At 63.8% G+C, this 24,643-nt stretch carries 26 protein-coding genes and 2 pseudogenes; 14 read left to right on the top strand and 14 right to left on the bottom strand.

The features are described 5' to 3' along the window. A pseudogene (locus GOSPT_RS23790) lies at positions 1 to 212 on the top strand (hypothetical protein); the annotation flags it as partial. 100 nt (positions 213 to 312) lie between these two features. Here GOSPT_RS23790 and GOSPT_RS03800 read toward each other — a convergent pair. Both GOSPT_RS03800 and GOSPT_RS03795 read right to left on the bottom strand, forming a co-directional pair. After that, the gene (locus GOSPT_RS03800) at positions 313 to 975 is read right to left on the bottom strand and encodes a response regulator (RefSeq protein ID WP_005203110.1); all 663 of its coding nucleotides are present in this window, start codon (positions 973 to 975) and stop codon (positions 313 to 315) included. Continuing rightward, complete coding sequence (locus GOSPT_RS03795; RefSeq protein ID WP_005203108.1) at positions 972 to 2,129, bottom strand: sensor histidine kinase; 1,158 nt, start codon at positions 2,127 to 2,129, stop codon at positions 972 to 974. Before GOSPT_RS03795 ends, GOSPT_RS03800 begins: the two co-directional genes overlap by 4 nt. Positions 2,130 to 2,221: 92 nt before the next feature. On the opposite strand from GOSPT_RS03795, the gene GOSPT_RS03790 reads away from it, so the two are divergent. Then, on the top strand, positions 2,222 to 3,106 hold the full coding sequence (locus GOSPT_RS03790) for a sterol desaturase family protein (protein ID WP_039854532.1): 885 nt from the start codon (positions 2,222 to 2,224) through the stop codon (positions 3,104 to 3,106). A gap of 125 nt (positions 3,107 to 3,231) precedes the next feature. Further along, entirely contained in the window at positions 3,232 to 3,585 is a 354-nt protein-coding gene (locus tag GOSPT_RS03785) for a phosphorylase family protein (protein WP_168431270.1), read from the top strand. Between the two features lie 154 nt (positions 3,586 to 3,739). Here GOSPT_RS03785 and GOSPT_RS03780 read toward each other — a convergent pair whose 3' ends face one another. Further along, the gene (locus GOSPT_RS03780; protein WP_231894746.1) at positions 3,740 to 4,660 is read right to left on the bottom strand and encodes an AraC family transcriptional regulator; all 921 of its coding nucleotides are present in this window, start codon (positions 4,658 to 4,660) and stop codon (positions 3,740 to 3,742) included. Between the two features lie 82 nt (positions 4,661 to 4,742). On the opposite strand from GOSPT_RS03780, the gene GOSPT_RS03775 reads away from it, so the two are divergent. Continuing rightward, complete coding sequence (locus tag GOSPT_RS03775) at positions 4,743 to 5,183, top strand: anthrone oxygenase family protein (RefSeq protein ID WP_231894747.1); 441 nt, start codon at positions 4,743 to 4,745, stop codon at positions 5,181 to 5,183. 124 nt (positions 5,184 to 5,307) lie between these two features. Here GOSPT_RS03775 and GOSPT_RS03770 read toward each other — a convergent pair whose 3' ends face one another. The 4 genes and pseudogenes from GOSPT_RS03770 to mhpA form a co-directional block, all read right to left on the bottom strand. Continuing rightward, entirely contained in the window at positions 5,308 to 6,237 is a 930-nt protein-coding gene (locus tag GOSPT_RS03770) for an amidohydrolase family protein (protein WP_005203101.1), read from the bottom strand. Positions 6,238 to 6,265: 28 nt separating this feature from the next. Then, entirely contained in the window at positions 6,266 to 7,303 is a 1,038-nt protein-coding gene (locus tag GOSPT_RS03765) for a VOC family protein (protein ID WP_245548684.1), read from the bottom strand. Beyond that, complete coding sequence (locus GOSPT_RS03760) at positions 7,300 to 8,166, bottom strand: alpha/beta fold hydrolase (RefSeq protein ID WP_005203097.1); 867 nt, start codon at positions 8,164 to 8,166, stop codon at positions 7,300 to 7,302. Before GOSPT_RS03760 ends, GOSPT_RS03765 begins: the two co-directional genes overlap by 4 nt. A gap of 10 nt (positions 8,167 to 8,176) precedes the next feature. Then, a pseudogene (gene mhpA, locus GOSPT_RS03755) lies at positions 8,177 to 9,739 on the bottom strand (bifunctional 3-(3-hydroxy-phenyl)propionate/3-hydroxycinnamic acid hydroxylase MhpA). Positions 9,740 to 9,902: 163 nt separating this feature from the next. Between mhpA and GOSPT_RS03750 the strand changes: the two are divergent. The 5 genes from GOSPT_RS03750 to GOSPT_RS03730 all read left to right on the top strand — a co-directional run bounded on the left by GOSPT_RS03750 (position 9,903) and on the right by GOSPT_RS03730 (position 14,494). After that, positions 9,903 to 10,532 carry a TetR/AcrR family transcriptional regulator gene (locus GOSPT_RS03750; RefSeq protein ID WP_005203092.1) on the top strand — a complete coding sequence of 210 codons (630 nt, stop codon included), beginning with the start codon at positions 9,903 to 9,905 and terminating at the stop codon, positions 10,530 to 10,532. Next, on the top strand, positions 10,529 to 11,323 hold the full coding sequence (locus GOSPT_RS03745) for a 2-keto-4-pentenoate hydratase (RefSeq protein ID WP_005203090.1): 795 nt from the start codon (positions 10,529 to 10,531) through the stop codon (positions 11,321 to 11,323). The genes GOSPT_RS03750 and GOSPT_RS03745 overlap by 4 nt, the downstream gene beginning before the upstream one ends. Positions 11,324 to 11,334: 11 nt before the next feature. After that, entirely contained in the window at positions 11,335 to 12,291 is a 957-nt protein-coding gene (locus tag GOSPT_RS03740; RefSeq protein ID WP_005203088.1) for an acetaldehyde dehydrogenase (acetylating), read from the top strand. Next, positions 12,288 to 13,328, top strand: coding sequence for a 4-hydroxy-2-oxovalerate aldolase (gene dmpG / locus GOSPT_RS03735; protein ID WP_005203086.1), 1,041 nt, complete (start codon positions 12,288 to 12,290; stop codon positions 13,326 to 13,328). Before GOSPT_RS03740 ends, dmpG begins: the two co-directional genes overlap by 4 nt. Positions 13,329 to 13,414: 86 nt before the next feature. Further along, positions 13,415 to 14,494 carry an amidohydrolase family protein gene (locus tag GOSPT_RS03730; RefSeq protein ID WP_141630795.1) on the top strand — a complete coding sequence of 360 codons (1,080 nt, stop codon included), beginning with the start codon at positions 13,415 to 13,417 and terminating at the stop codon, positions 14,492 to 14,494. A gap of 124 nt (positions 14,495 to 14,618) precedes the next feature. Here GOSPT_RS03730 and GOSPT_RS03725 read toward each other — a convergent pair whose 3' ends face one another. Together GOSPT_RS03725 and GOSPT_RS03720 are read right to left on the bottom strand one after the other, a co-directional pair. Next, positions 14,619 to 15,011 (bottom strand): TIGR03618 family F420-dependent PPOX class oxidoreductase, encoded by a 393-nt coding sequence (locus tag GOSPT_RS03725; RefSeq protein WP_005203081.1) that lies wholly within the window; start codon positions 15,009 to 15,011, stop codon positions 14,619 to 14,621. Between the two features lie 69 nt (positions 15,012 to 15,080). After that, the gene (locus tag GOSPT_RS03720; RefSeq protein WP_005203079.1) at positions 15,081 to 16,796 is read right to left on the bottom strand and encodes an acyl-CoA dehydrogenase family protein; all 1,716 of its coding nucleotides are present in this window, start codon (positions 16,794 to 16,796) and stop codon (positions 15,081 to 15,083) included. A 187-nt stretch (positions 16,797 to 16,983) separates the two neighbouring features. On the opposite strand from GOSPT_RS03720, the gene GOSPT_RS22770 reads away from it, so the two are divergent. Together GOSPT_RS22770 and GOSPT_RS03710 are read left to right on the top strand one after the other, a co-directional pair. Further along, positions 16,984 to 17,514, top strand: a complete 531-nt coding sequence (locus GOSPT_RS22770) for an LppP/LprE family lipoprotein (RefSeq protein WP_005203077.1) — start codon at positions 16,984 to 16,986, stop codon at positions 17,512 to 17,514. A 54-nt stretch (positions 17,515 to 17,568) separates the two neighbouring features. Next, on the top strand, positions 17,569 to 18,111 hold the full coding sequence (locus GOSPT_RS03710) for a GNAT family N-acetyltransferase (protein ID WP_141630789.1): 543 nt from the start codon (positions 17,569 to 17,571) through the stop codon (positions 18,109 to 18,111). Between the two features lie 4 nt (positions 18,112 to 18,115). Here the strand turns inward: GOSPT_RS03710 and GOSPT_RS03705 are convergent, their stop codons facing one another. Beyond that, positions 18,116 to 19,360 carry an acyl-CoA dehydrogenase family protein gene (locus GOSPT_RS03705; RefSeq protein WP_005203073.1) on the bottom strand — a complete coding sequence of 415 codons (1,245 nt, stop codon included), beginning with the start codon at positions 19,358 to 19,360 and terminating at the stop codon, positions 18,116 to 18,118. A gap of 130 nt (positions 19,361 to 19,490) precedes the next feature. Here GOSPT_RS03705 and GOSPT_RS03700 point away from each other — a divergent pair, with 130 nt between their 5' ends. After that, entirely contained in the window at positions 19,491 to 19,856 is a 366-nt protein-coding gene (locus tag GOSPT_RS03700; protein ID WP_005203071.1) for a TraR/DksA family transcriptional regulator, read from the top strand. Between the two features lie 115 nt (positions 19,857 to 19,971). Further along, the gene (locus GOSPT_RS03695) at positions 19,972 to 20,250 is read left to right on the top strand and encodes a hypothetical protein (RefSeq protein ID WP_005203070.1); all 279 of its coding nucleotides are present in this window, start codon (positions 19,972 to 19,974) and stop codon (positions 20,248 to 20,250) included. 99 nt (positions 20,251 to 20,349) lie between these two features. Here GOSPT_RS03695 and GOSPT_RS23785 read toward each other — a convergent pair whose 3' ends face one another. Continuing rightward, on the bottom strand, positions 20,350 to 20,607 hold the full coding sequence (locus GOSPT_RS23785) for a hypothetical protein (RefSeq protein WP_005203068.1): 258 nt from the start codon (positions 20,605 to 20,607) through the stop codon (positions 20,350 to 20,352). Positions 20,608 to 20,634: 27 nt separating this feature from the next. On the opposite strand from GOSPT_RS23785, the gene GOSPT_RS03690 reads away from it, so the two are divergent. Beyond that, positions 20,635 to 22,194 carry a serine hydrolase gene (locus tag GOSPT_RS03690; RefSeq protein WP_005203065.1) on the top strand — a complete coding sequence of 520 codons (1,560 nt, stop codon included), beginning with the start codon at positions 20,635 to 20,637 and terminating at the stop codon, positions 22,192 to 22,194. Between the two features lie 27 nt (positions 22,195 to 22,221). Here the strand turns inward: GOSPT_RS03690 and GOSPT_RS03685 are convergent, their stop codons facing one another. The 3 genes from GOSPT_RS03685 to GOSPT_RS03675 form a co-directional block, all read right to left on the bottom strand. After that, the gene (locus GOSPT_RS03685) at positions 22,222 to 23,310 is read right to left on the bottom strand and encodes a hypothetical protein (RefSeq protein ID WP_005203063.1); all 1,089 of its coding nucleotides are present in this window, start codon (positions 23,308 to 23,310) and stop codon (positions 22,222 to 22,224) included. A 103-nt stretch (positions 23,311 to 23,413) separates the two neighbouring features. Further along, positions 23,414 to 24,058, bottom strand: a complete 645-nt coding sequence (locus GOSPT_RS03680) for a dihydrofolate reductase family protein (RefSeq protein WP_005203061.1) — start codon at positions 24,056 to 24,058, stop codon at positions 23,414 to 23,416. 102 nt (positions 24,059 to 24,160) lie between these two features. Next, positions 24,161 to 24,625: an SRPBCC family protein gene (locus GOSPT_RS03675; protein WP_005203059.1), complete on the bottom strand. Its 465-nt coding sequence runs from the start codon at positions 24,623 to 24,625 to the stop codon at positions 24,161 to 24,163. Positions 24,626 to 24,643 lie beyond the last annotated feature (18 nt).

The raw sequence follows: 24,643 nt of genomic DNA, 5'->3' as shown, positions 1-24,643 counted from the left end.
CCCGCTCCCGCGTCGAGTTCCGTGACTTCTTCAAAGCACACTATGGACCGATCATCGCCGTCTACCGCTTTATCGCCGACGACGCGACGCGCACCGCCGAGCTCGACACGGCTGTATCAGCCCTGGCCGACGAGTACCTCATCGACGGCCGGATGGAGTGGAAGTACTTGCTGGCGGTAGGTCGGCGCGCCGCTCCGCTTGCGCTTTCGTAGTCGTCGATGGTGTGCGATGCGCGAATCCACCTCATCTGTCACTCGTCACCTTCGGCGCCGCTGAAGGTGAACCGCGACAGATGAGGTGCAGTCGTCGGCGTCAGGGACGCGTCACGGCAGACAGTCGGTGCCGGTGCACGTACACCACGGCCTGAATGCGGTCGCGCACGCCAAGTTTGGCCAGGATGTGGGATACGTGAGTCTTGACCGTCTGCTCCCCCAGGTACAGTTCGGCGGCGATCTCAGCGTTGCTGTGTGCCTCGGCCATGAGGAGCAGTACCTCGAATTCGCGTGCCGTCAGCGTCGCCACCTCCGGGGGCACCGGCACCTCGGTCAGAGTGTCGGCGACGCGGGCTGCCAAACGGCGCGTCATGGCGGGATCGATCACCGAATCACCGCGCGCCACAATGCGAATCGCGCCGACGATCTCTTCCGGAGGCGACGACTTGAGTAGAAAGCCTGAGGCCCCGGCACGCAGCGCGGTGGCGAGCACCTTCTCACTGTCGTAGGTCGTGAGCATCAGGATCTTGGCGTCGGTGGCGGCGATGATCGGCTCGATGGCGGCGACACCGTCGAGCCTGGGCATTCGCACATCGAGTACCACCACGGCTGGTTGGACCCGCTGAGCCGCCTCGATCGCGGCGCGGCCGTCGTCTGCTTCGGCAACGCACGAAGTATCAGGGCCGGCGTCGATGACGGCCTTGAGTCCCGCGCGGAACACGGCGTGGTCGTCGGCGACGAGAACGGTGATGGGTTCGGTCATCGTGTACTCACCGGGATCTCGACAAGGGTGCGCCATTGCCCCAATTCGTCGGCGCCGCATTCGACGCGGCCGTCGAACAACTCTGCGCGACGCCGCATACCGTCGAGTCCGCGGTGCAGCGAGTCGCCTGTGTAGACCTCGGCCGCAATGGGATTCGACTCGTCGATGACGATTCGCGATCGATCTCGGCGAACCTTGAGGCAGGCCGATCCGTCGCCGTGACGCAATGCATTGGTCAGCAATTCCTGGACGATTCGATACACGATGACGTCGAGCGATTTCGGCAACGTGACCAGTCCGCGCGGAAGGTTGATGTCCACACAGAGTCCGGCCCGACCGACAGACTCGACCAGCTCGGGGATGTTGGCGAGGCCGGGTTGCACCTCGCCCGCGTCGTCGCGACCGTGCAGGATGTCGAGTTGCAGACGAAGGTCTTTCATGGCCGCCTGGCTCGATGTCTCGACCGCCCGCAGTGATCGCTCCGACGCCTCGATGTTCGATCCGAGGGTCATTCGGGCCGCGCCTGCGTGGATGCCTATCGCACTGACGTGGTGGGAGATGACATCGTGCAGATCACGGGCGATGGCCTCGCGCTCGTCGGCGAGAGCTTTGGCCAGCGCTGCGTGGTCACTCTTCCGCTGCATCTCCAGTTTGGTGACGTAGGCGCCTCCGGCGGCGGTGTACCGGCCAACGAGCCACGGGATCAACGCATTCGAGACCGCGATGGCGGGAATCATCCACCACACATCGGCTGAGCCGTTGAGATATGCCGCCGTCGCGACTCCTGCCATCAGCACTGGCAACACGGTCGCCGAAGCCCGGGCGGGCAGCCATGCGCCGGCTCGGTAACCGGCGACCAGCACGCCGACGTTGCCGATACCGGCCGCGAGTGCGTAGTGGCTCAGCAGTAGGCACGCGAGGATACGTGTGATCACCTGAATGTAGGCAACCACGGCTGTGGTGCTGGGGCGTAGGGCAAGACAGAGGTCGGCGGCGACCAGCGTGATCGTCATCGTGAGCGCCGCAATCGGGGCGGCAGAGAAGATCCCCGAGGAAATGAAGAGCATCGCGTCGATCACGGCGGCGAACAGTGCCACCAGGAGTGACTGACGTTCGAGCGACTTTCGAACGGCGACGAGTCCTGGCTCCGGCATGTGTGAAGGCTAGTCGACTCCCCCGTGAGAGGGAGGGAAAATCAGTTCTTCGCGGGATGTTTGTGCAGGTCACCGTCAATAGAGTTCTGCACATGAACGCAACCAGTACTTTGCTCCTCGCGGCTGTACCTGCATTTATCTTGCTCTCGATCGTCGAATACGTTGACCACAGACGAGACCGCGACGCCACACATACGTTCTCCAAACGTTCTGTGCGCGACTACGTCGGAAACTGGGCCACGTACCTGATCAACACGGCCGCCAAGGCGCTTACTCAGTACATCCTGCCGTTCTCGACGATCGTCGTCGCCTCAGCGCTCACGCCGCTGCACTTGTCGGCCAAGCACTGGTGGGTGTGGGTGGCATGCCTGGTCGTCACCGACTTCTGCTACTACTGGGCGCACCGCGGCGACCACCGCATCCGGCTCCTCTGGGCCGCACACAGCGTGCACCACTCCAGCAACTACTTCAATCTGTCCACAAACCTGCGGCTGCCCTGGTTTCACCCTGTGTCCTACACACTGCGCAGCCTCGCCTGGCTCCCCGCGGCCCTACTGGGATTCCCGGTCTGGATGATTCTCCTACTCAACACAGCCGGTCTGCTCTTCCAGATCCCGTTCCATACCCAACGTATCGACAAGCTATGGGCGCCTTGGGAGTTCATTTTCAACAGCCCGTCCCACCACCGCGTTCACCATGGATCGAACCAGCCTTACATCGACAAGAACTATGGCGGTGTGTTCATCATCTGGGATCGCATTTTCGGTTCGTATGCCGAGGAGACCGAGCCGGTGCGGTACGGACTTCTCCACGACGTGGAGACCCAGAATCCCATCAAGTACAACTACGTCGAGACAGTGAACATGCTTCGCGACACAGCGCGCGCTCAGACGTGGCGCGGCCGCCTCGGCTACCTCTTCGGGCCTCCCGGATACGCCGAGAAGAACAAGTCCGACGACGAACTCATCACAGCCTGAAGTTCACGACGCCACGCCGCCTCCCCACACGGGGAGGCGGCGCCGCGCGTTGCCCCATACCGCGTATGGGGGGCTATCGAAATGTCATGGTGCTGCGCAGTCCGACGATGGTCGACGATGTAGACGTGACTGCACGTCGAACAATCCCGGCCACGATCGCGACGCACGCTGCGGAGATCCGGGGCAAGCCGATCGTCGCAGCGATGACAGGAGTCGGCATCGTCAATGCCACCCACGCCGCCAACGCATCGTTTGCAGACCTCACCTGCTCGCGGCACGGCCTTCGGATCGCCCGGATCGTCTTCTCCGGCACGGCAGGTGGTTTACCGCCGGCGGGCATCGGCGATGTCGCGGTTCCGGCAACGTGCAGGCCTCGCTCGTTGATTCGACGCCATTCCTGGCTGGGCGTTTCGCCGCCGTGCGGTAGGTCGCGGCGGCGCTGGGCCAACCGCCGTTACGCCGACCCTCGCGTGCGATGAGCGAACCCGCACCTCATCTGTCGCTCGGCACCTTCGGCAGTGCAGAAGGTAGATCGTCACAGATGAGGTGCGGTCTCGATGAGTGCCGGCTCTCGACCCACGACGACGTCGACCCGCGCGTTCGACGCGGCGCACCGCCGGCTGCGCCGCGCACTCATCGACGCTCGCGGCGGTAGTGCGAAGGGCTCGTCCCGTGCATCGTCTTGAACGCGTTGCTGAACGAGAACGCTGATCCGTAGCCGATCCGCCGGGCAATCGTCTCGAGGCCGTCGTCGGATGCGACGAGTGCGTCGGCAGCCAGGGTCATTCGCCAGCGCGTGAGATATCTCGCGGGCGTCTCCCCCACGCTGTCACGAAACTTGGCGGCCAAGCCGGACCTGGAAACGTGCAGCGCTGCGGCGAGTGCTGTTACCGTCCAAGGCTTCTCGGGTGAGTCGTGGATCAGGTCGAGCGCGCCGGCAACCGTCGGATCGAGTGTGCCGGACAGCCACCCGGGCCCCGCCAAGGGTCCGGCGGCGCGAATGGTGGAGGCCACCACAACGTCGAGCAGGCGGTCGATGACGAAGCTGTGTCCCGGTTTCGCGTCGGCGAGTTCCTGACGCAACAGAGCGAGTGTCGTTTCGTCGACGCCGCCGCGCGGAAGCACTGTGAAGTCGGGCAACTGCTCGGTGAGATGTCGCCCGACCTGGGATGCCGACGCATAGGTTCCGACGAGGAGCTGGTCGGCTCCGTCGCTGTGATTGCCCCACGTCAGCAGACCTCGGTGTACCGCAGACTGCATCGACTCGTGGAGCGCAATGCACTTGCCGCCCTCCACGATTCGAACGGTCGGGGCGCGGTCAGGCTCGTCGGCCACCACGTAGCGCGGCCCGTGCGCGACCAATGCGACCTGCCCCGCCGTCAGAAGCACTTCCTCTTCCGATCCCACGAGCCACGCCGATCCGCGGTCGACGGCGATCACGGTGAGTGGGGCGCCGTCGTCGATGTCGACCGACCACGGTGCGCTCATGGACAGTCGGAGTGAGAACAAGCCCTGTGCCCGAAGCCCGGACAGCATCCTGAACAGAGGGTCCACAACCTCAGATTAGACGTTTGCGTATGAATATCGGGCCTTTTCGGCATGGATAACGCCAAAGCGTCGACAGATGCTTGTAGTCATGACAATGAAATTGCTGATCGGGTCGGCCGTGCTCTGCAGCGCAGTGCTCGGAGGTTTCTATTTCGCCTACGCCACGGTGATGGCGGCCTTGAGCGGAGTCGACGGCGCTGACGCGATGCGCAGGATGAACTCCGCTGTGGAGCGTCCACCCTTCCTCGCGGTCTTCTTCCTCGCGCCTGTGCTGGCCGTGGCCGTCGTGGTCGGGATCGTTGCATTCGGTCCTCGCGACGTTCGCGGACTTGCCGGGGTGATCGGTGCGGTGCTCGTCGTCGTAGCGTTCGTGACGACGGTGGCGATCAACGTGCCTCTCAACCAACGGCTTGCCGCTGGAACGGTGGACTGGGCCACGTTCGTCAGTACCTGGGGGACGTGGAACGCGGTGCGCACCTGGCTTTCAGTGGTCGGCGCACTCGGGATGGGCGTGGCCGCGTTTCGCTGAGAATCGGACGTGGTGGGTTCCAGCCGCCGAGTCTGAATATGCGCGACGAACGCTCGCACCTCATCTGTCGCAATTCACCTTCGGCACCGCCGAAGGTGAATCGACACAGATGAGGTGCGCCCAGCTATGGCTGCCGGAACATCTGCGCCGCGTTGGACCATTCGATCGCGTCACGCTGCGCGGCGTCGAGGTCTGGGTAGTTCTCCAGGTTCGCGGTGAAGTAGGCGCCGGCGACCGTGGGCGCGAAGGGCCAGTCCGAGCCGTAGGTAATGTGTCCGCGCTGCGCGAACGCCAGCAGACTGGGCAACGATGCGTTGCTGGCGGTGAGTGCAAGGTCGAAATAGAAGCTGCGGAAGTCGTCGAGAATGTCAACAATGCTGCGGCCCGTGCTACCGGCTATTGCGATCGCCATGCGGTGCGCGGCGTAGGGTACGAATCCGCCTCCGTGGCTCAGGAGAAGGCGAATATTGGGGTACCGCTGCCGAATGTTGTTGCTGACGAGCAGATATGCGGCGCGCGTTGTGTCCAGGAGAAAGTCCGTTGCGAACGGTGGAATTCCCGCTACTGCCGGACTAGGGAGTTCAGCCGGATGAATGAACGCGACCGATCCGCGTGCATTGAGTTCTTCCCAGAGCGGCTCGAGTCCGTCCTCGCCCAGGTACCTTCCCGCCGAGTTGGCAAGTAAGACAACGCCGTCGGCGTTCAGATCGTCGAGCGCTCGGATCGCTTCGGTCGCGGCCAGTGTCGGGTGTGGTGTCGGCAGCGTCGCGAAGAACCCAAACCGGCTCGACGCACCACCGGCGAGTTCTGCGCAGTAGTCGTTGATCTGCGCCGCGAGACGGGCGGCGGCGCGTGGTTCGTCGAGGAAGGTTGTTCCCGGCGTCGACACCGAAAGAATGGCGGTGCTGACCGCCAACGCATCCATTGCTTCGAGCGATAGCTCGGGGGTCCAGGCGGGTAGGTCGCGTCCTCCGGCCGCGTCGATCCCCGCGGCTTGGAGCGCCGCTCGATAGAACGGAGGGATGACGTGGTGGTGGGTGTCTATGCGCGGCATGGTGATGGGTTCTCCGTAGTTCTTTCGGTCAGTTATCCGGAATCCCTACGCCTGCAAGCGCAGTGACGGGATCTTCGTCGTGCCGGAGCGAGAGCGCGCCGCGGCGGAACTGGTCGAGTTTCTCGATGATCGTCTGACCTTCTGGTGTGTGCCCCCAGATGCTGATCCCCTTGTGGGTAGTCGGTTCCCACGTCTTCTCGTCGACGGTGATCGGGTTCCAGCCGACCTCCCATTCGAAACCGGATGGGCTCTGTGCGTAGAACGAGAGCTCTTTGTCGTTGGTGTGCTGGCCGACGGAGAGCGCCATGTCGAAGCCGAGTTGCTTGACCCGCTGATATGCCTGGGTCATGTCGTCGAGGGATGCGACCTCGATGTTGAGGTGCTGAACGCGAGTCCTGATCGGATTGATCGGCAGGGCACGGACATTGGCGATGGCGATCGAGTGATGACGCTCGTTCACCCGCAGGAATCGGATCTTGAGCTTGGCGCCGCTGATCGTCTCGTCGATGTAGTCGGTGAGCCGGGCGTCGAAGACGGTGTTGTAGTAGCCGCGCATCTGCTGCGGTTTGGTAGACGTGATCGCCACGTGCCCCATTCCTGATGTGCCGGTGACGAATCCGTGTTGGTTGGTCATCGCCAGTGGTGCATCGGTCACTCGGGCACGGGTGAAGATCTCCTGGGCCAGACGGTTGGGACCGGGAAAGCGGATCAGGCGTTCCACTCCGCGGACTGCGGCATCTTCTTCGGTGCCGGCCACAGTCGGCACACCTCGGCCGGTGACCCGACCAACGATCTGGTCGAATGCCTCATGCTTGTCGAGTTCCCATCCGAGGGCGACGACGTCTTCGGCGGGGCCGCGCACGATGATGAACCGTGCTTGGTGATCGTCGAGACGGAACCGAATCACGTCTGGCGACAACTCATCGAGGTGCATTCCGATGGCGTCTTTCCCGAATCGTCGCCACTCACTGAACTTTTGGCTTTCGATGACGATGTAGCCGAGGTGTACGTTCCCGAACACCGACGGTGCGACGGTCGTCGAGGCGCTCAACATCGGGCCGCTCATGCGTAGGTGCCGTCGAGGAAGTCGGTCACAACCTTGTTGAACAGGTCGGCTCGTTCCCACTGAACCCAATGGCCGGTTCGCGCCGGCATCAGCAGGTCGGCGTTGGGCATGGCGTCGACGAGCATCTGTCCCCCGGCCGGCCGGTTGACCTTGTCGTTCTGGCCCCAGATGACCAACGTGCGGTTCGGGAGTGTCTGGAGGCGCGAGTCGCGGGTGAAGTCCATGCGCCACAGGGTTTTCAGCGCGCCGAGACCCGAGGGACGTCGCAGCGGCGGATGTGCGACGACGTCGGGGTCGATCGAGGCCCGATAGCGCTCCTCGATTGCGCTCTCCGGTACCGCTTCGGCGTCGTAGACGAGGTAAGTGCGGATGAAGGTTTCGAGCTTGTCGCGGCTGGGCCCGGAGCCCGTGTAGTAGCCGAGTAGTGCATTAAGTCCCTTGGTGGGCGCCCCGCGCGTGGTGCCGATCCCGCCCGGTCCCATGAGCACCAGCCGGTCGACGCGGTGCGGGGTGTCCAAGGCCAGCCGCAGCGCGCAGGCGCCGCCGTAGGAGTTGCCCACCAGGTGGGCGGTGTCGAGTCCGAGGTGATCGAGTAGGGCGCGGATCGCCTCGGCAAGCGCGCCGAACGGGTCGGTTTGCTCGAGGTTCTTGCTGCTACGACCGTAGCCGGGCAGGTCGGGCACGATCACACGGAATCGGCTGGCCAGGGCGTCGACGTTGCGCGCGTAGTTCGACATACCGGAGGCACCTGGTCCGCCTCCGTGTAGCAGAACGACTGGGTCGCCGGTACCGATCTCGGTGTAGAAGATCTCGGTATCGCCATTGACTGTGACGGTGTGGGATGCGTTGTGAGGGGCCAACATCAGGCTTCCTTCATCGTGAGGTGGCGGTCGCCGCACGCAATCCTGCGGGGGGCGTTGGGAGGGTGTGTCCGGAGTCGGCAGCGCAGTAGACGAAGCCGTCGGGGCGCAGTGCAACGGCCGAAGCATGGTGCGTGCTGAACCACGTCCGCAGTGTGCCGTCGGCGTCGACGATGGCGTCGGGGGCCGGCCGTGCACCAGCCGGCAGTACTCTCAGCACTTCGACGCCGCGCGAGTGCCACGCGGTGTGGTCGCGTTCGTCGAGACCGAGCACGACCCAGCGACCGTCGAGCACGTCGTCGAGGTGAATTCGCGTTCCGTGCTCGTCAAGCACCCACGGCTGAGGGATCTGCCATCCCCGGGCGGGGTGGGTCTGCTCGCTGAAGAGCCCGTCGGAATAGTGGGCATTGGGGATCCATTTGTTGTCCACCATCCAGCGCGTGTAGATGGAGAACCTGGATGCGAACCGAAAGACGTTGTTGCGCAGGCTTGCCGCCCATGGGCGACGTTCGGTGATCACCTTGCCGGCGAATACGGCATGATCGGTTGTCTCGCGCACGTGGGGCTCACGTTCGACCTGATAGCTGTCGAGTGCTGACTCCGGAAGACTTCCGTCGACAACTGCGGCGAGTTTCCAGCACAGGTTGGCAGCGTCGCGTACGCCCGACGCCATCCCCTGTCCGATCCATGGCGGCATCGCGTGCGCGGCGTCGCCTGCCAGGAATACCCGGCCCACACGCCAACGGTCGGCTACCCGGACATGGTGGCTGTAGACGACTGCGCGGAGGATCTCGACGTTCTCCTCGGTGATGCCCTGACTCTTCAGGATGTCCCAAATAGCTTGGTGTGTAGCGAGATACTTCTCGTCTTCGCCGTCGCGGACCGGGAACTCCCACCTGTGATGCCCGAGCGGCGTCGGACAGTCAACGGTGGGACGCGCCGGGTCGCAATGAAAACGTAAGCGCGAGCTACCTTCCCAGTCGCGGAGCACCTTTGTGTCGATGACAACCCATCGCTCGGTGTAGGTCGTGCCCTGGTAGCCGATGCCCAGTTGTCCCCGGGTCGCCGACGACCCTCCATCCGCGGCAATCACATACGACGCGCGAATCCGAACGAAGCTGTCGTCGGCCAGGTCGGCGGCCAGGATCTCGACGTCGTCGGCACCGCTGAGCACCTTGAGGCTTTCGTGCCTCGTCAGCACTGTGACATTGGCAAACCGTTCCACTCCGGCGCGCAGCGTCGTGTCGACGGCAGGTTGGTAGATGAACTGCTGCGGTGGGTGACCAGCGCCTCGTGATGCCGGCTGCACCTCCGAAAACGGCTTGCCCTCGGCGTCGACAAATGCGACGACGCCGCCGGGCAGCATGTCGCGCTGCAGGGTGTCGGCCAGGCCCACCTGCTGTTAGATACGCATGACCTCCTCGTCTGTTGAAATTGCGCGGGCGCGACCGTAGACGTCCGGATCACGTTCGAGCACAACCACATTCAGTCCTTGTTGACCGAGGAGGTTGGCCGCGGTGACCCCGGTGGGGCCATAGCCGATGATCGCCACGTCGTAGTGCGGAATGTCGGACACGGAAGTCTCCTAGAGCCTGACCTCGCCACCAGGGCGAGATGCCACATAAGCGAGCTGTAGTGATCACTACGCTAAGACCTTGACCACGGGCCGTCAAGGACTTACTGTAATGACCACTACGGCAATTGCGGCCACTCCCCGACCAATCGAGAAGGGTGATCCGATGGCAGAGACATCGCGGCGACGTCGAGCGAATGGCGAGACGTCGAGAGCCAAAATCCTCGACGCGGCAACAGAAATCGCCAGTGAGCGTGGCTACGAGGGAACGAGTATCAACCTCGTGAGCAAGCGGTGCGGGTTGCCTGCGAGTTCGATCTATTGGCATTTCACCGACAAGGACGACCTCATCGCGGCAGTCACCGAGCGAAGCTTCGGTCGATGGCTGTCGGCGTGGAGCATGCCCGACGACGGGACGGCTCGTGACCGGGTCGCGGAGATGACCATGCAGGTGGCCAAGGCGCTGCTGGAGTCACCCGACTTCCTGCGGCTCGGACTGATGCTCGCGTTGGAACGCCGACCAGTTGAGCCGCGCGCCCGCGAGATGTATCTGCAGGTGCGAGCTGAGGCTCAGGTCCGAATTCGCGAAGCAGCCAAGGAACTGTCTCCGGATCTCGACGAGGCCGCTGTCGATCAACTCGCCACCTACGCCATGGCGGGCGCCGACGGTCTGTTCATCGCCAAGGAGATCGGCGGTGACTCGGTCGATCTACCAGCGCTGTTCGAACTCCACGGACGCATGTTGATCGATGCCGCACTCCGACTCACCGAATCACCACGAGACGAGGACTCATGATCTCTCCCCTGCCACCGGCCGACCTTGACGACTGGGCTGACAGGTTGCACACCGCACTGCTCGACAGCGCACCGATTGCCCCGCTGAGCGAGAGCATTCCCGACTTCGAAGTGGCCGGCGCCTATGCGATTCAGCAGCGCAATCTCACGCGACTGCTCGACGACGGGGCTCGGCTGGTCGGCCGCAAGATCGGTCTGACGTCAGCGCCCATGCAACAGTTGCTCGGCGTCGACGAGCCCGATTACGGATTCATTCTCGACACCATGGTGTATCCCGACGGAGGCGCCATTCCAGTGTCGTCGCTCTGTGCGCCGCGCGTCGAGCCGGAGATCGCGTTCCGGCTCAGCCGTCCGCTGCAGGGACCAGGTATCAGCGTCGCCGATGTCCTTGATGCGACCGACGCAGTTGGTGCTGCCCTGGAGATCGTCGACAGCCGGATCGCTGACTGGCGAATCACTCTGTGCGACACCGTCGCCGACAACGCCAGCTCTGCCGCGGTGGTCCTCGGTCCGTGGGTGCCGATCAACGACGCACCCGACCTCGACGACATTTCTGCGTCCCTGTACGTCAACGATGAGCAGGTCGACACCGGAGTTGCCACCGCGGTTCTGGGTCACCCTGCCGAGGCGGTGGCGTGGTTGGTGAACGCCCTGGCCGCGTTCGACATCGGGCTGCGGGCCGGCGAGTTCGTCATGTCCGGATCGATCACCTCAGCCGTGTTCGTTCACTCCGGCGATACTGCGGCAGCGGATCTGTCCGGTCTTGGCCGCGTATCCATCGACTTCACCTGAGGGAGCCATCGATGACCACGACTCATCGCTACCCGGTTGCCATCATCGGCTCGGGAAATATCGGCACCGATCTCATGATCAAGATCCTCCGAAGCGACGGCCCACTCGAGGTGGTTGCAATGGTGGGGATCGATCCGAGCTCCGACGGCTTGGCGCGTGCCACACGACTCGGCGTCGCCACCACCGCCGAGGGCGTCGACGGACTGCTCGCCATGGACGAATTCGCCGATGTGCGACTGGTTTTCGACGCGACGTCTGCCGGGGCGCACCGCGCCAATTGGTCCACACTCAAGCCCACCGGGGTCCGGGTGCTCGACCTCACGCCTGCGTCGATCGGTCCGTTCTGTGTGCCCGTTGTCAACCTTGACGAGCATCTGGATGCGCCGAATCTGAACATGGTGACCTGTGGCGGTCAGGCGACCGTGCCGATCGCCGCTGCTGTCGGCGCAGTTGCTCCGGTCTCGTATGCCGAGATCATCTCGTCGATCTCGTCCAAATCAGCAGGGCCCGGAACGCGTGCGAACATCGATGAGTTCACCGAGACGACCGCCGCCGCGTTGCGTGACGTCGGGGGTGCGCAGCGCGCTAAGGCAGTGATGATCCTCAACCCGGCCGACCCGCCAATCCTTATGCGCAACACCGTGTATTGCCTTGTCGACGGCGACACCGAGCATACGGCGATCGAGGCGTCGATCACCGACATGGTCGAGCGCGTCAATGCCTATGTTCCCGGCTATCGGCTCAAGCAACGTGTGCAGTTCGAGACGTTCACCGCGGAGAATCCGCTCTACATCCCCGAGACCGGCAAGTTCAGCGGCACGCGGGTGACCACAATGCTCGAGGTGACGGGCGCAGCCCACTACTTGCCCGCCTACGCAGGCAATCTCGACATCATGACCTCGGCTGCGAAAGCCACCGCCGAACGCATTGCAGTTCATGCCGCGCAGACAACAGGAGCCACACGGTGAGCAAGGTGTATGTCAGCGACATCACGCTGCGAGACGGCATGCACGCGATCCGGCACCAGTACACAACCGATCAGGCGGTCACCATCGCCACGGCACTCGATGCGGCCGGTGTGGATTCGATTGAGGTGGCGCACGGCGACGGCCTTGCCGGCTCCAGTTGCATCTACGGCTTTGGTGCCCACACCGACCTGGAATGGATCGAAGCCGTTGCAGGCGTGGTGAAACGAGCGACTGTGGCTACTCTGCTCCTACCCGGGATCGGAACTGTGCAGAACCTCAAGGACGCTCATGGCGCCGGTGCGCGCACGGTGAGGGTCGCGACGCACTGCACCGAGGCAGACATCTCCGCCCAGCACATCGCCGCTGCCCGTGAACTCGACATGGACACCGTCGGCTTTCTGATGATGAGCCACATGGCCAGTCCGCAGGAGTTGGCGCGGCAAGCCGTGCTGATGGAGTCCTACGGCGCCACCTGTGTCTACGTCGTCGATTCCGGAGGCGCGATGACCATGCGTGACGTCGCCGAGCGCTGCGACGCGATGCGTGGAGTTCTGCACGGCGACACCGAGATCGGCATCCATGCACACCACAACCTCTCACTGGGCGTGGCCAACTCGCTCGTGGCTGTCGAGCATGGCGCGAATCGTGTCGACGCGTCGCTGGCGGGTATGGGCGCAGGCGCGGGCAACGCTCCGTTGGAGGTGTTCGTGGCGGCCGCGTCGAGAGCCGGAATCGAACACGGCTGTGACCTCAATGCGCTCGAAGACGCCGCCGACGACATCGTCCGCCCGTTGCAGGACCGGCCCGTGCGCGTCGATCGCGAAACGCTGACTCTCGGATACGCCGGTGTGTACTCGAGCTTTCTGCGTCACGCCGAGAGCATTGCCGAGCGCTACGACGTCGATGCCCGCAGCCTGCTGGTGGAAGCAGGCCGACGGGGCATGGTCGGCGGGCAAGAAGACATGCTCGTCGACATCGCGTTGGACTTGGTCGCCGGAAGCCGTTCTCAGACAGCCGTTCTCACCCATGACGCCTAAGCGTCCACACTCATTTCCCGAGAGGCCCACAACCGATGACTGCTGATATCAACCCGTCCTCGCCCAGCACTGGCGAGTCCTTCGGCATGAGCCGTCGGTCGCTGTTGATCGGTGCAGGCGCGGCGGCCGCAGGAGTCGCCGTCGCAACGAGCGCTGTGCCGGCGACCGCTTCGGCCGCACCGTCCGGAAGGTACCGGATCGATCTTCACGCCCATTTCCTGCCGCCTGAGTACCGTGCCGCACTGCTCGAACACGGCCATATCACCATTGGCGGATATCCCACCCCACAGTGGTCACCGGAAGCAGCGATCGACTTCATGGACCGCTGGGGGATCCAATCCCAGGCACTCTCGGTGTCTGACCCGGGTGTGTCGTTCCTGCGCGGCAAAGAGGCCCGCGATCTTGCCCGCTATTGCAATACGTACGCCGCCAGGCTCTTTCGCACACACCGCACCCGCTTCGGCGCATTCGCGGTACTGCCCATGCCCGACGTCGCGGCCTCGATCGCCGAACTCGAGTACGCACTCGACACTCTCCACCTCGACGGCGTCGTGTTGCTGTCTGCGTACGACGGCATCTACCTCGGCGATCCCCGTTTCGAGCCGCTCATTGAGGCACTCAACCGCCGCGAGGCGTTCGTCTTCGTCCATCCCGCCGCTATCCCCGACGACGCCAAACCCTCACTGCCACTGCCGGATTTCCTCGAAGAGTTCACGTTTGATACCACTCGAGCGGCGACCCTGATGCTCGCGGGCGGAACCCTGCGCCGCTACCCCGGTATCCGGTTTCAACTCGCCCACGCCGGCGGGACGCTGCCCTTCCTGTCCTGGCGCATCGGCGTGGTTGCGGAAACGCCTGTCGGCAACCATTGGCCCGTTGGTGCGCCTCGTCCCTCTGCCCTCGATGTGCAACAACTGATCCGCACCTTCTACTTCGACACCGCCCTCAGCGCGTCGGAAGCTGCGATGCGATCTGTGCTGGAGGTCGCGCCGCGCTCGCATATCGTCTTCGGCTCCGACTGGCCGTTCAGCCAGATGGTGTTCGTCGAGGGCTCAGGCGATCCCGCTCCCGGATTGAGCAAGGTCTTCACCACAGATGAGCGCTACGAGGTCGAACGCATCAACCCGCTGCAGCAACTCCCCCGGCTGCGGGCTTCCGTGAGCTGACGAACTCGGTTCTGCCGCAACATCGACGGACATATCGATTTTGCCCGCACCTCATCTGTCGCGATTTACCTTCTGTACTGCCGAAGGTAGCTGTGCACAGATGAGGTGCGGGGCCGGGCAGCCGTCACGGCACCCGCGATATCCGGTCGGCCTCGATCGTGACGATGATGCGGGTCTGCTCCTGCCCGCCGTACCAGGCGTACGGCCTGCCGGTGTACTTCTGCGCCAACTCGTTGATCGAGTCGACGCCTCCGTCGGTGGTCATCTCGACTACCCGACCGCGAATTTGAGTGAACAGCGCTGGATTCGCGGGATCAGAGACCGCGACCGCGACTCGCGGATCCCTTTCGAAATTGCGGGCCTTCTGCATGCCCGCGACGACGTTGATCACCACGTGCTTGCCATCGGTGTCGACCCAGGTCTGGGTCAACTGTGGTGATCCGTCCGGCATCACGGTTGCGACGTAGCAGAGTGCGGGCGTGCGCAGTAGTTCGACGACGTCATCAGGTAAGTCCATGTGGAGCTCCCTCGAGGTGGTTGACGCGGCTGGGCGTCGCGCACCGCCGACTGTACTGATCGCCGGCTGTCAGGCAGGCATCACGTAAGCGCCGTCGAGCTCCTTCACCTGCTGCCAGACCCTGTCGAAGGAGTCGGCATCGGCGACGGGTCGTCGGACGGCGTCGAGCGCCCACGACTGCTGTTCGGGTGTGGCCGTCGGCTTGCCGTACAGCGACACGGCGTAGCCGGAGAAGTCGCGGATCTGGAAGTCGAAGATCCGGTTGAGCAGATCGGCGTCGAGTCCGATGATCGCGGCTTGCTCGAGGATCAACTGTCCGTAGACGACCAGCGAGAACAGGTGTCCGATGGTGAGGACGAAGTCGAGGTCCTTTTGCTGCTCAGCGCTGGGCGCAGCGGTCTGCAAGAGATTCTGCAGTGCCTGCGCTTGTTCGTAGAACACCGCGACGTTCGGCACATCGGTACGCGCCGCGTACGGCGCGGTCCAATCGCCGAAGCGCACCTTGCCCGCACCGCCGACAGGCCCCTGCGCGAAGAAGAATGCGTCGTCGGTGGCGTCGAGTCGCGTCTCGATCTCTGGGTACTCGACCGGTCCGAACAGGTAGTTGGGCATGAACTTGAGGATCTGCCCGACGTTGACGTGCACGGTGCCCTCGAGCCGCGGCAGCCAACCGATGAAGCGGTTGGCCTGGTGGAAGTACGTATTCTTCTCGTAGCCCTTGGCGGCGATCGCGTCGAGTAGCAGGGTCATCACGGTTTCGCCCTCGGAGGTCACCTTCGACTTCGTCACCGGGTTGAACAGTAGGTAGCGGCGGTCGTCGAGGCTCGCCGAACGGAAGTAGTCGACGGCGCGGTCGCTGAACAGCTTCATTGCCGACAGTCGCGCGAACGCGTCGACAAAATTGCCTTGGACGTGCGAGAAGTCGGTGACCGGGTTGCCGTAGAGGATCCGGTTGTTGGCGTGGTCGATCGCCTCGTACAGCGAATGCGTACACATCCCGACCGAACCGTGACACAGGTTGAACTTTCCGACGTTGACCGTGTTCAACGCGGCGGCGAAGGCTTCGGGGCCGGTGTGCAGGATGTCGTCGGCGCTGACCGGATAGTTGTCGAGCTCGAAGGTCGACACGAACATCTGTCCGTGCACGACGTTGTCGATGAGACGGTAGTTCTCGTGTCTGCTGTCGACGGCGAAGAACACGTAGCCGTCGGGTCCCTCGATGTCGGCGCGGCGGCCGAATACCGACACCATGCCCGCGACGTTGCCGTTGCCGATGTAGTACTTGGTGCCCGACGCGGTGAATCCGCCCGCACCGTCGTCGGTCAGCACCATGTCGGTGCTGTACACGTCTGCGCCATGGGTTCGTTCCGACAACCCGAAGGCCATCACCTCGCCATCGAGAAGCTGCTGTGCCGCTTTGGTTTTGGCGACCTCGTTGCTCGACATCCAGATCGGCCCGAGACCCAGAATGGTGACCTGCTCGGCGTACCAGTACGACAGACCGTAGAAGCCGAAGATCTCGCTGAGCGCGGCATTGCGCGCGGCGTCCCAGCGTCGGTTCTCGTCGCCGTCGGCATATGCGGCGGGCGTGAGGAACGTCGCGAACAGCTTTTCCTTCTTCTCGAACTCGAGGAAGTCGCTGACCCACTCGGCGTTCAGATCGGCCTGCAGCAGGCGTTCCTTGCCGTAGGACTCGAAAAAGTCGATCGTCGCGCGCAGCAACCTGCGGGTTTCGGCGTCGAACTGCGAGTAGTCGTTGGTGGCAGGGTTCAGCAGCAGACTCATGGGGCCAAGCGTAGCCAGTCGGGCAATGCGCCCAGAGATCGACCATCCACCGTCAATGGGTCTGGTCCACTCGGTAACGATCGCGCGTCTGCCCTGCATCGAAAGGTACGGCGGCTAACGCGCCACGACGTCGAGCCGAAAGTCCCCACAGGGCCGGGAAACGTCCACTCGAACCTTGGAGTCATCAATGTCTCGTCGTCGCACACGTGTACTGAGTTTCCTCGCCGCATCCGCATTCCTGACGTCGCTGGCGGCAGCGCCCGCAGCAGCTGCCCCGCCGGGCGCCCAGGCTGCCGGTACCTCCGTTGGCGGAGCATGCCTGTCGGTCGCTTCGTCGGAAGTGCAGCGCGGACTCCGCCAGATAGGTCCGCCACTCGGCCGAAACGATCTGCACTGGGTGCTGCGCGCCAAGTCGAACGACCGCACCCCGTGGTGCCCGCCACTGATGTGGGCCGCGTTCGACACGTCGGGCGGCACGGGTTCGTCGCCCGTGGCCGTGCTGCTGTTCCGACCCGGAAAGTACCTCGGCTCCGCCGGGAAGCCCACCGGCTTCGTGTCGGTGACGGGTTCGACGCCGATCAGCGTCACGATTACCTACAAGTGGCTGAATCCGGGTGACGCGAACGCCAACCCGACGGGCGGTCCCGTCTCGTCAACCTATGTGGGACTGTGGGATTCGTTCTTCCGCTTCGGTGAGCTCCGGCCTCCCGGAAAGTGAGTTCGACGCCGCGCTCGTCGAGCATCGCCGCGCACGTTGGCTATGCTGCCGACCATGCACACCGAGATCGTCGACGCGGCGCGCCTAACCGGAGATCCGCAGGCGCGCCAGCGGTTTGCCCGCGAAGCGCACCAGATCTTGTTCGGCTTGGTCCGCGACGGCGCTGCGCTCGGATGGGTTGATCCGCCGGCAGAAGCCGAGGTGGCCGAGCTGATCGACGAGATCCTCAGCCATGTCGCAGTCGGCGACGCGTCGCTACGGGCTGCGTACGTCGACGATGTGCTTGTGGGCCTTGGCTACTGGAGTCGCTATGCCCGGCCGACGCATCGGCCGCACGCCGACATCGAGAAGATCGCCGTCAGCCCGAGTGCTCAGGGCATGGGGATCGGTCGCGCGCTGACGGCCGCCCTGATCAACGATGCCAGGGCAGCCGGCGTCGAAGTACTCACCTTGGATGCGCGCGGCGACAACATCACGGCGTTGTCCCTGTACGAATCCCTGGGTTTCACCGAGTACGGACGCCTACCGAGATTCGTCGCGTTCGGGGAACGCCGCTACGACAAGGTCTTCCTGATGATCGATCTGCGCTCGACGTGAGGCACTATGCCTTCGCGTCTCCGGCGCCCGCAGCGGTATCGGTGCGCACACCGGCACTCCAGGCATACGGTAGATCGGCTCCGTTGAGCAGGTAGTCGCCGATCGACCGCAGCTTCTGGTTGATCGGGTTGTGCACGGCAAGGGTACGTGCGTTGCGCCAATGCCTGTCCAGCGCAAGCTCTTCCGCCACGATCGACGCCCCGCCGACCTCGAAGAGTTCGTTCGTCGCCGCGAGTACCTGGGCCGCGATCGCGGCCTGCGCCTGTCCTGCGGCAAGCTCGACCCGCGTGATCGCCTCGGCGTCCTCGGGGTCGTTCGCGAGCAGTTCGTCGAGGAGATCCGCGACGGCAAGGACGCTCGATCGTGCCGAAAACGCGGTGGCCGAGAGGCGTCCGACGATCTCCTGAACCAGCGGGTCGTCACGCTGACGATCGGCGACGGAATGGGTGAATGTGCGCTCGCGCTTGGACACCCATTCGATCAGGTCGTCGGTCGCGCGTTGCGCGATACCCGCGAGGCCGGCCAACTGGAACAGTTGAAGGTAGGCGGTGGCATACGTGGGGCCGGCTGCTCCGTATCCGGGACCGAGGATCTCGTCGTCGTGGACGACGACATCGGTGAAAATGGTTGTGCCACTTGCGGTCAGACGCTGGCCGAAGCCGCGCCAGTCGTCGATACGCTTGACGCCCTCCCGTGTTGCCGGAACGAGGACGCTGACCCGTTCACCGTCGCGATCAGCGGCCACGAGGATGTGGTCGGCATACAACGAGCCTGTGCTGTAGAACTTCTCGCCGTTCAACCGCCACTCGTCGCCCGTTCGGGTCAGTACGGTGCGGTAGCCGTCGATGGCGCCCGCGCCTGGTTCGGTGATCGCGTTGCCCACCAGGATGCCGTCGGCGATGGCGGAAATCAGTCGGTCGTTACGTGCGATGAGCTGGTCTTCGACAAACGAGAAGTGGACGCGCAGCGCCTGTGTGATGTTGGAATCTGCTGCGGCGAGCGCGATCAATTCGGTGAACAGGTCGCGCACCGACGCGCCGGAGCCACCGAGTTCGACGGGCAGCCGCTGTGCGCCGAAACGACGCTCCCACAGCAGCGCGACCTCGGGGTGCGCAAGAGTGCGCGACCGCTCGCGCTCGACCGCACCCGCGGCGATGGTCGCGTACACGTCGTCGAACGTGGCGGGGTCGAAACTGGTGGGACGGTCGTCGACCTGTGCAGGACGATCCGGCGTCAAAGAAGTGGTCATGGGAAGTCAAGCTGTCATGTTCGTGCGTCGGTGGCACCCGTTGTGCTCACGGGGATGTTTACTCGGCGAGGATGTTGGTGCCCGTTCGCGCCTCGGACGTGGCAGATCCCCGACGTAGAATCTTGCTGACATGACCTCGCAGAACCAGTCCATCGATACGCTCGTGGCAGAGCGCAATCGAACGGTGGAATTGATCGAGTCACTGTCTGCACGGCTGGCCGCGGTGCTCGAGGCGACCTCCGACGAGGCGTCCGACGACGAGCACGACCCAGAGGGATCGACGCTCGCCGTCGAGCGCGGACACCTCGTCGCTCAACTCCAGCGTTCGCGCGACCGGCTGGTCGAGATCGATTCCGCAGTCGAGCGGGTCGAGCGTGGCTCGTACGGACGATGTGAGACGTGCGGCGAGCAGATCGATCCCGAACGGCTCGACGTCTTGCCCGCCGCACGCCAGTGCATCGACTGCGCCAGAAAGGGTTCGACGCGCCGGTGGTGATGCGCCGTTCACACAAGAGCACCGCGACGCTCGTTCAAGCAACCGACGCAACACTTTTCAAGGCCCCACCAACCTGCAAGAGTTGAGCCCCAGACCAGACGAGGGGGCAGATCTCATGGCACGCACTCCCAAGCGCTCGATCTTCTCCGACAAGGCACAACCTGCCTTGAATCCCGTGGAGGTCGATCGCGGTCGTCGAGCCGCACGAGCCGCCGTCAACACTGCACGAGGATCGTTGTGGCTCACCAAGAAGCGGCTCTACCGGCGGTACCGCGACAACGCAGGCGACCGCTTCCTCGACTGGCCGCGCTGGGAAGCCGCGTATCTCGCTGAGTACGGATCTTCGACGCCAGGGGTCGGCAACAAAGCCACCGATTACAGCGGCTACGCCTGACACGTCGTGGGCCAACCCGGCCTCCGACCGCAAGGTTCCAGACGTCTCCCGTTTTCAGTCAATCTCGGAGGTGCCTGACTGTAAAAGGCCAGGTCGGCTTTACGAAGACGGTTCAGAAATGACTGAAAACGGGAAGCCGAGCAGGCCTGGTGCGACCAACCGGGCGGTATCGCGGCTGATGAGGGAGTAATCTCCTCCGAAATGCAGGCTAGTGAACTGCATCACACCTGTGGAGGTGCGGCGATGACCGGTCCCGCTGAACGCGTTCTGCTGCGTCGACACCATCAAAGCCAACTCCATCAAAGTCGACTCCATCAAAGTCAAGACCGTCAAAGCCAACACCATGAGAAACCCCATCGTCGACGGCGCGTCCTGGGTGCGGTCGTGCTGGCGGTGGCTCTGCCGCTGGCCGCATGCTCGACCACCACGTCGAGCAGTAAGCCGTCGGAGTCATCTCAGCCGGCCGATCCCAATGCGGCCGTGGCCAATCCCCTGCCCGACAACGCGGTGGGCAACGCCGTGGGCAGGCTCGACGGTTTGGTATCGGACCTGATGTCGCGCACCAAGATTCCAGGTCTGGCTGTAGCAGTGGTGCAGGGCGGTGAAGTCAAGTACGCCAAGGGTTTCGGAGTCACCGACGTATCCACTCGCGCAAAGGTGAACGCAGACACGGTGTTCCAGCTGGCGTCGGTATCCAAATCGGTGGGTTCGACCGTGATCGCGAAGCTCGTCACCGACAAGGTCGTCGGTTGGGACACGCCGGTCGCGACGAACTATCCAGGTTTCGCGCTGTCCAATCCGTACGTCACCTCCAACGTCACGATCGCCGATATGTACGCCCACCGCTCCGGACTACCCGAGCATGCCGGCGACAAGATAGAAGATCTCGGGTACAACCGGGAGCAAGTGATCAGCCGACTGTCAGCGATGCCACTTTCCCCATTCCGGATCACCTACGACTACACTAACTTCGGCCTCACCGCAGCCGCGACGTCGGCAGCCAACAAAGCAGGCGCCGACTGGGCAACCCTCTCGCAGAACGAGATCTACGGCCCGCTGGGCATGTCGCGCACCAGTTCTCGCTACTCCGACTTCGCGGGCCGCGACAATCGCGCGGTCGGGCACATCAAGTCCAACGGGCAGTGGGTCGTGTCGCCGTATCCGCGGCAACCTGACGCGCAGTCGCCCGCGGGCGGGGTGTCGTCGTCGGTCAACGACATGGCGCACTGGATGTCGATGGTGCTCGCAGGCGGCACGACCAGTTCCGGGCAGCGAATCGTCGACGCCGACGCGCTGACGCCAGCGCTGACTCCACAGATCGTGTCGTCTCCCGCAGCGGCTCCCGACGATCGTGCCGGCTTCTACGGGTACGGCTTCAACTCATCGGTCACCGAGGCGGGGCGTACGCAGTTCAGTCACTCGGGTGCGTTCGCGAGCGGTGCGGGTACCACCTTCCTGATGATCCCCTCGGCCGACCTCGGCATCGTGGCGTTGACCAACGCCGCGCCCATCGGTGCCGCGGAGACGCTCACCGGCAAGTTTGCCGACATCGTGCAGTTCGGCGAGGTGAAGCACGACTGGGCAACGCTCTACGGCAACGCATTTGCCGACATGAGTAAGCCTGTGGGATCGTTGGTGGGGCAATCCCCGCCCGCCAATCCGACACCAGCGCAGCCGCTTTCGACATACGTTGGCGTCTACCAGAACCCGGTGTACGGGCAGGCCGAGGTTCGCGACAACGGTGGCAAGCTGATGCTCGACATGGGCCCCGGCGGCGTTACGAAGCGCGAACTGCGTCACTGGGACGGCAACACCTACACGTTCACGCTGCAGAACGAGAACGCCGAACCCGGGTCGATCTCCAAGGTCACCTTCGACGGCCCCGGCATGTCCATCGAGTACTACGACGACGCGTCCAACAACGGGGTGTTTGTGCGGTCGTGAGGGGCGACGTCGCGCATGCCGTCGGTCCTATTTCGCCAACACCGTCGCCGCGATCTTTGGCTGCCAGTTGTTGGTGAGCAGCGCACCGAAGTTGTCTTCCCGATTATTCGACGACGTTCCCTGGTCCCGAACCGAGTAGATGAACGCGGGGCCGCAATAGCCCGACTGTCCGGCCGCCCGCAGAACGTCGACGATCTGCGTCGCCTGCTCCTGCTGGGTCACCATGTCGGTTGCCCCGAATCCCAGTGAGCCAAGACCCAGGTTGCTGGAACCCGATGTCCCCGCAGCCGGTCGGGTCGGAGCACCCATTTCGGTAAGCCAGATCTTCTTGCCGGAGTCGCCATTCGACGTCATCACCGATCGGATCTGCTGAGTCTCGCTCCAGCCGTTGGGCGTTGAGTTTATGCCCTTCGGAAACACGTACGGGTGCATGGCAGTCGCATCGAAGTAGTTCTTGGCACCCGCGGCGTACATCTTGGTGACAAAGTCGACGGCGCCGGCGCCAGGGCTCATGCCCGCGGCAACGACAGTCGACGACGGCTGTACCTCTTTGATCGCGGTATACGACGCCTTCAGCAACGCCGTGTACTCGGTGGGATTCGCCGGATACAACCCCCAGAAGGCCGGCAGGTTCGGCTCGTTCCAGATCTCGTGACGCGTCACGTCGGGGTAGCGCTTGATGAAAGCCTTCAGGAACGGGGCAATGCTCGCGGGGTTTGACGGGGGTGCGTACATCCCCGCCAACGCACCCCCGCGTCGTGCCCATGCCGGAGTCGACAACACCAACGAGAGCACCTTCAGCTTGTGAGCACGTGCCGCTGAGATCACCCGGTCCGTCACCGCCCAGTTGTACGTGCCCTTCGTGCTCTCGATCGCCGACCAGTTGACGAGTACGCGCAACCACTGGCCGTTCGTCTTCGATACAGCGTCGAGTTCCCTGTTTAGATCCGCCGCACTCATGGTCAATTGCGGGGCGCCCTGGGCGAAGCCGTAGCCGGCGGCGGGCGCGATCACATCGGCACGGGCTGCCGAAGACCCGACCAGAATCGACCCGACGAACAGGGCGATCGTCGCGACGACGACCAACGAACGCGTTGCTGCACACTTCACTCGCATAGTCCGTACCTCGCAGGTCATCGACGCTGATCGAATGAGTCTAGCCAGCGAGAAGCAGATCGGGTCTTGCTTACGATTCCTTGTCCCTAATTTGTCCTGGTCCCTATTTGCGGTTCCAGAACTGATGGATCAGCCCGGTCGACGTCGGGACAGACTCGATATCGAAGCGTGTGTGAATCCCGCCGAGTCCTGACCACAGCGATACTCCCCCGCCGAGCACGATGGGGTTGATGGAGAGGTGCATGAAGTCGACGAGGTCGTCGCGGAGGAACTGATTCACCGTCGATGGTCCCCCGCCGATACGCACGTCTCCACCCTCCGCCAGGTCGAGGGCGAGTTCGAGCGCTTTCGCGGGCGAGGCGTCGACGAAATGGAAGACGGTTCCATTGTCGAACGTGATGGGTTCGCGCTCGTGGTGGGTCAACACGATCACCGGAGTCTGAAACGGGGGTTCGTCTTCCCACCACCCGCGCCATCCGTCGTCGGGCCACTCGCCCTGCTGTGGCCCGAACTTGCCGCGGCCCATGATCTCCACTCCGACACCCTGACCCCACACGCTGGAGAAGACGCGGTCGGCACTGATCGGCGCGTCCGCATTCTGGACGCCGGCGATCACGCGTCCGTCGAAGTTGCCGAACAGTTCGCCGGCGCCGCCGATCGGTTCGTCCAGCGTGATGTGATCGCCTGCGGCGTAGCCGTCGAGCGAGACGTTCATCAGGTCGACCCGTACCTGCGCCTTGCGTGCCATCGTCAGACTCCTTGTCCTCGTCGTCAGCGACTGCTGATCGCAGTCACCCTACGACTGACCATGCGCGAGCGCGGAACTCATCGGTGATGGCGCCGCCGGTTCTCAGCCGCTGACCGCCGCGGCCAAACGTCCCAGTGTGTCCTCGAGCTGTTCCTCGGTGACCAGCGGAAAGCTGACCTTCTTGAGGAGATCCTTGTCGGTGACCTTCGACCAGTCGTAGGTGTGACGCACGAGCGTCTTATCCGGGCCCTGGGCTTCGAGCTCCCACACCCACTCCCACCCGGGAGGCTCGGTGCCGGCAGGTGCGGTCTGCCACGCCAGGAGTTTGTCCTTGGCGTAGCCGGTGACATGGTTGTCGGTCTTGTACTCCCCGCCCATGTGCGCACCCTCCATGTTCATGGTGAATACGTCGCCGACCTCCTGAATCCGATCGGCATGGTCGACGCTGCGGACGAATCCCGAACCGTCGAGTTCCGGATGGCGCCGAGGATTGCTGAGCACGTCGAAGACCTGGTCGGCCGGTGCATCGATGACTCGTTCTACGGTGACACTCGTGTGTTCGCTCATACCTCCACCGTGCCGAAG

It is taken from the genome of Gordonia sputi NBRC 100414, assembly GCF_000248055.1.
Taxonomy (GTDB): domain Bacteria; phylum Actinomycetota; class Actinomycetes; order Mycobacteriales; family Mycobacteriaceae; genus Gordonia; species Gordonia sputi.
Note: the sequence above shows the minus strand (reverse complement) of the source record. Positions and strands in the feature narration are given on the sequence as shown.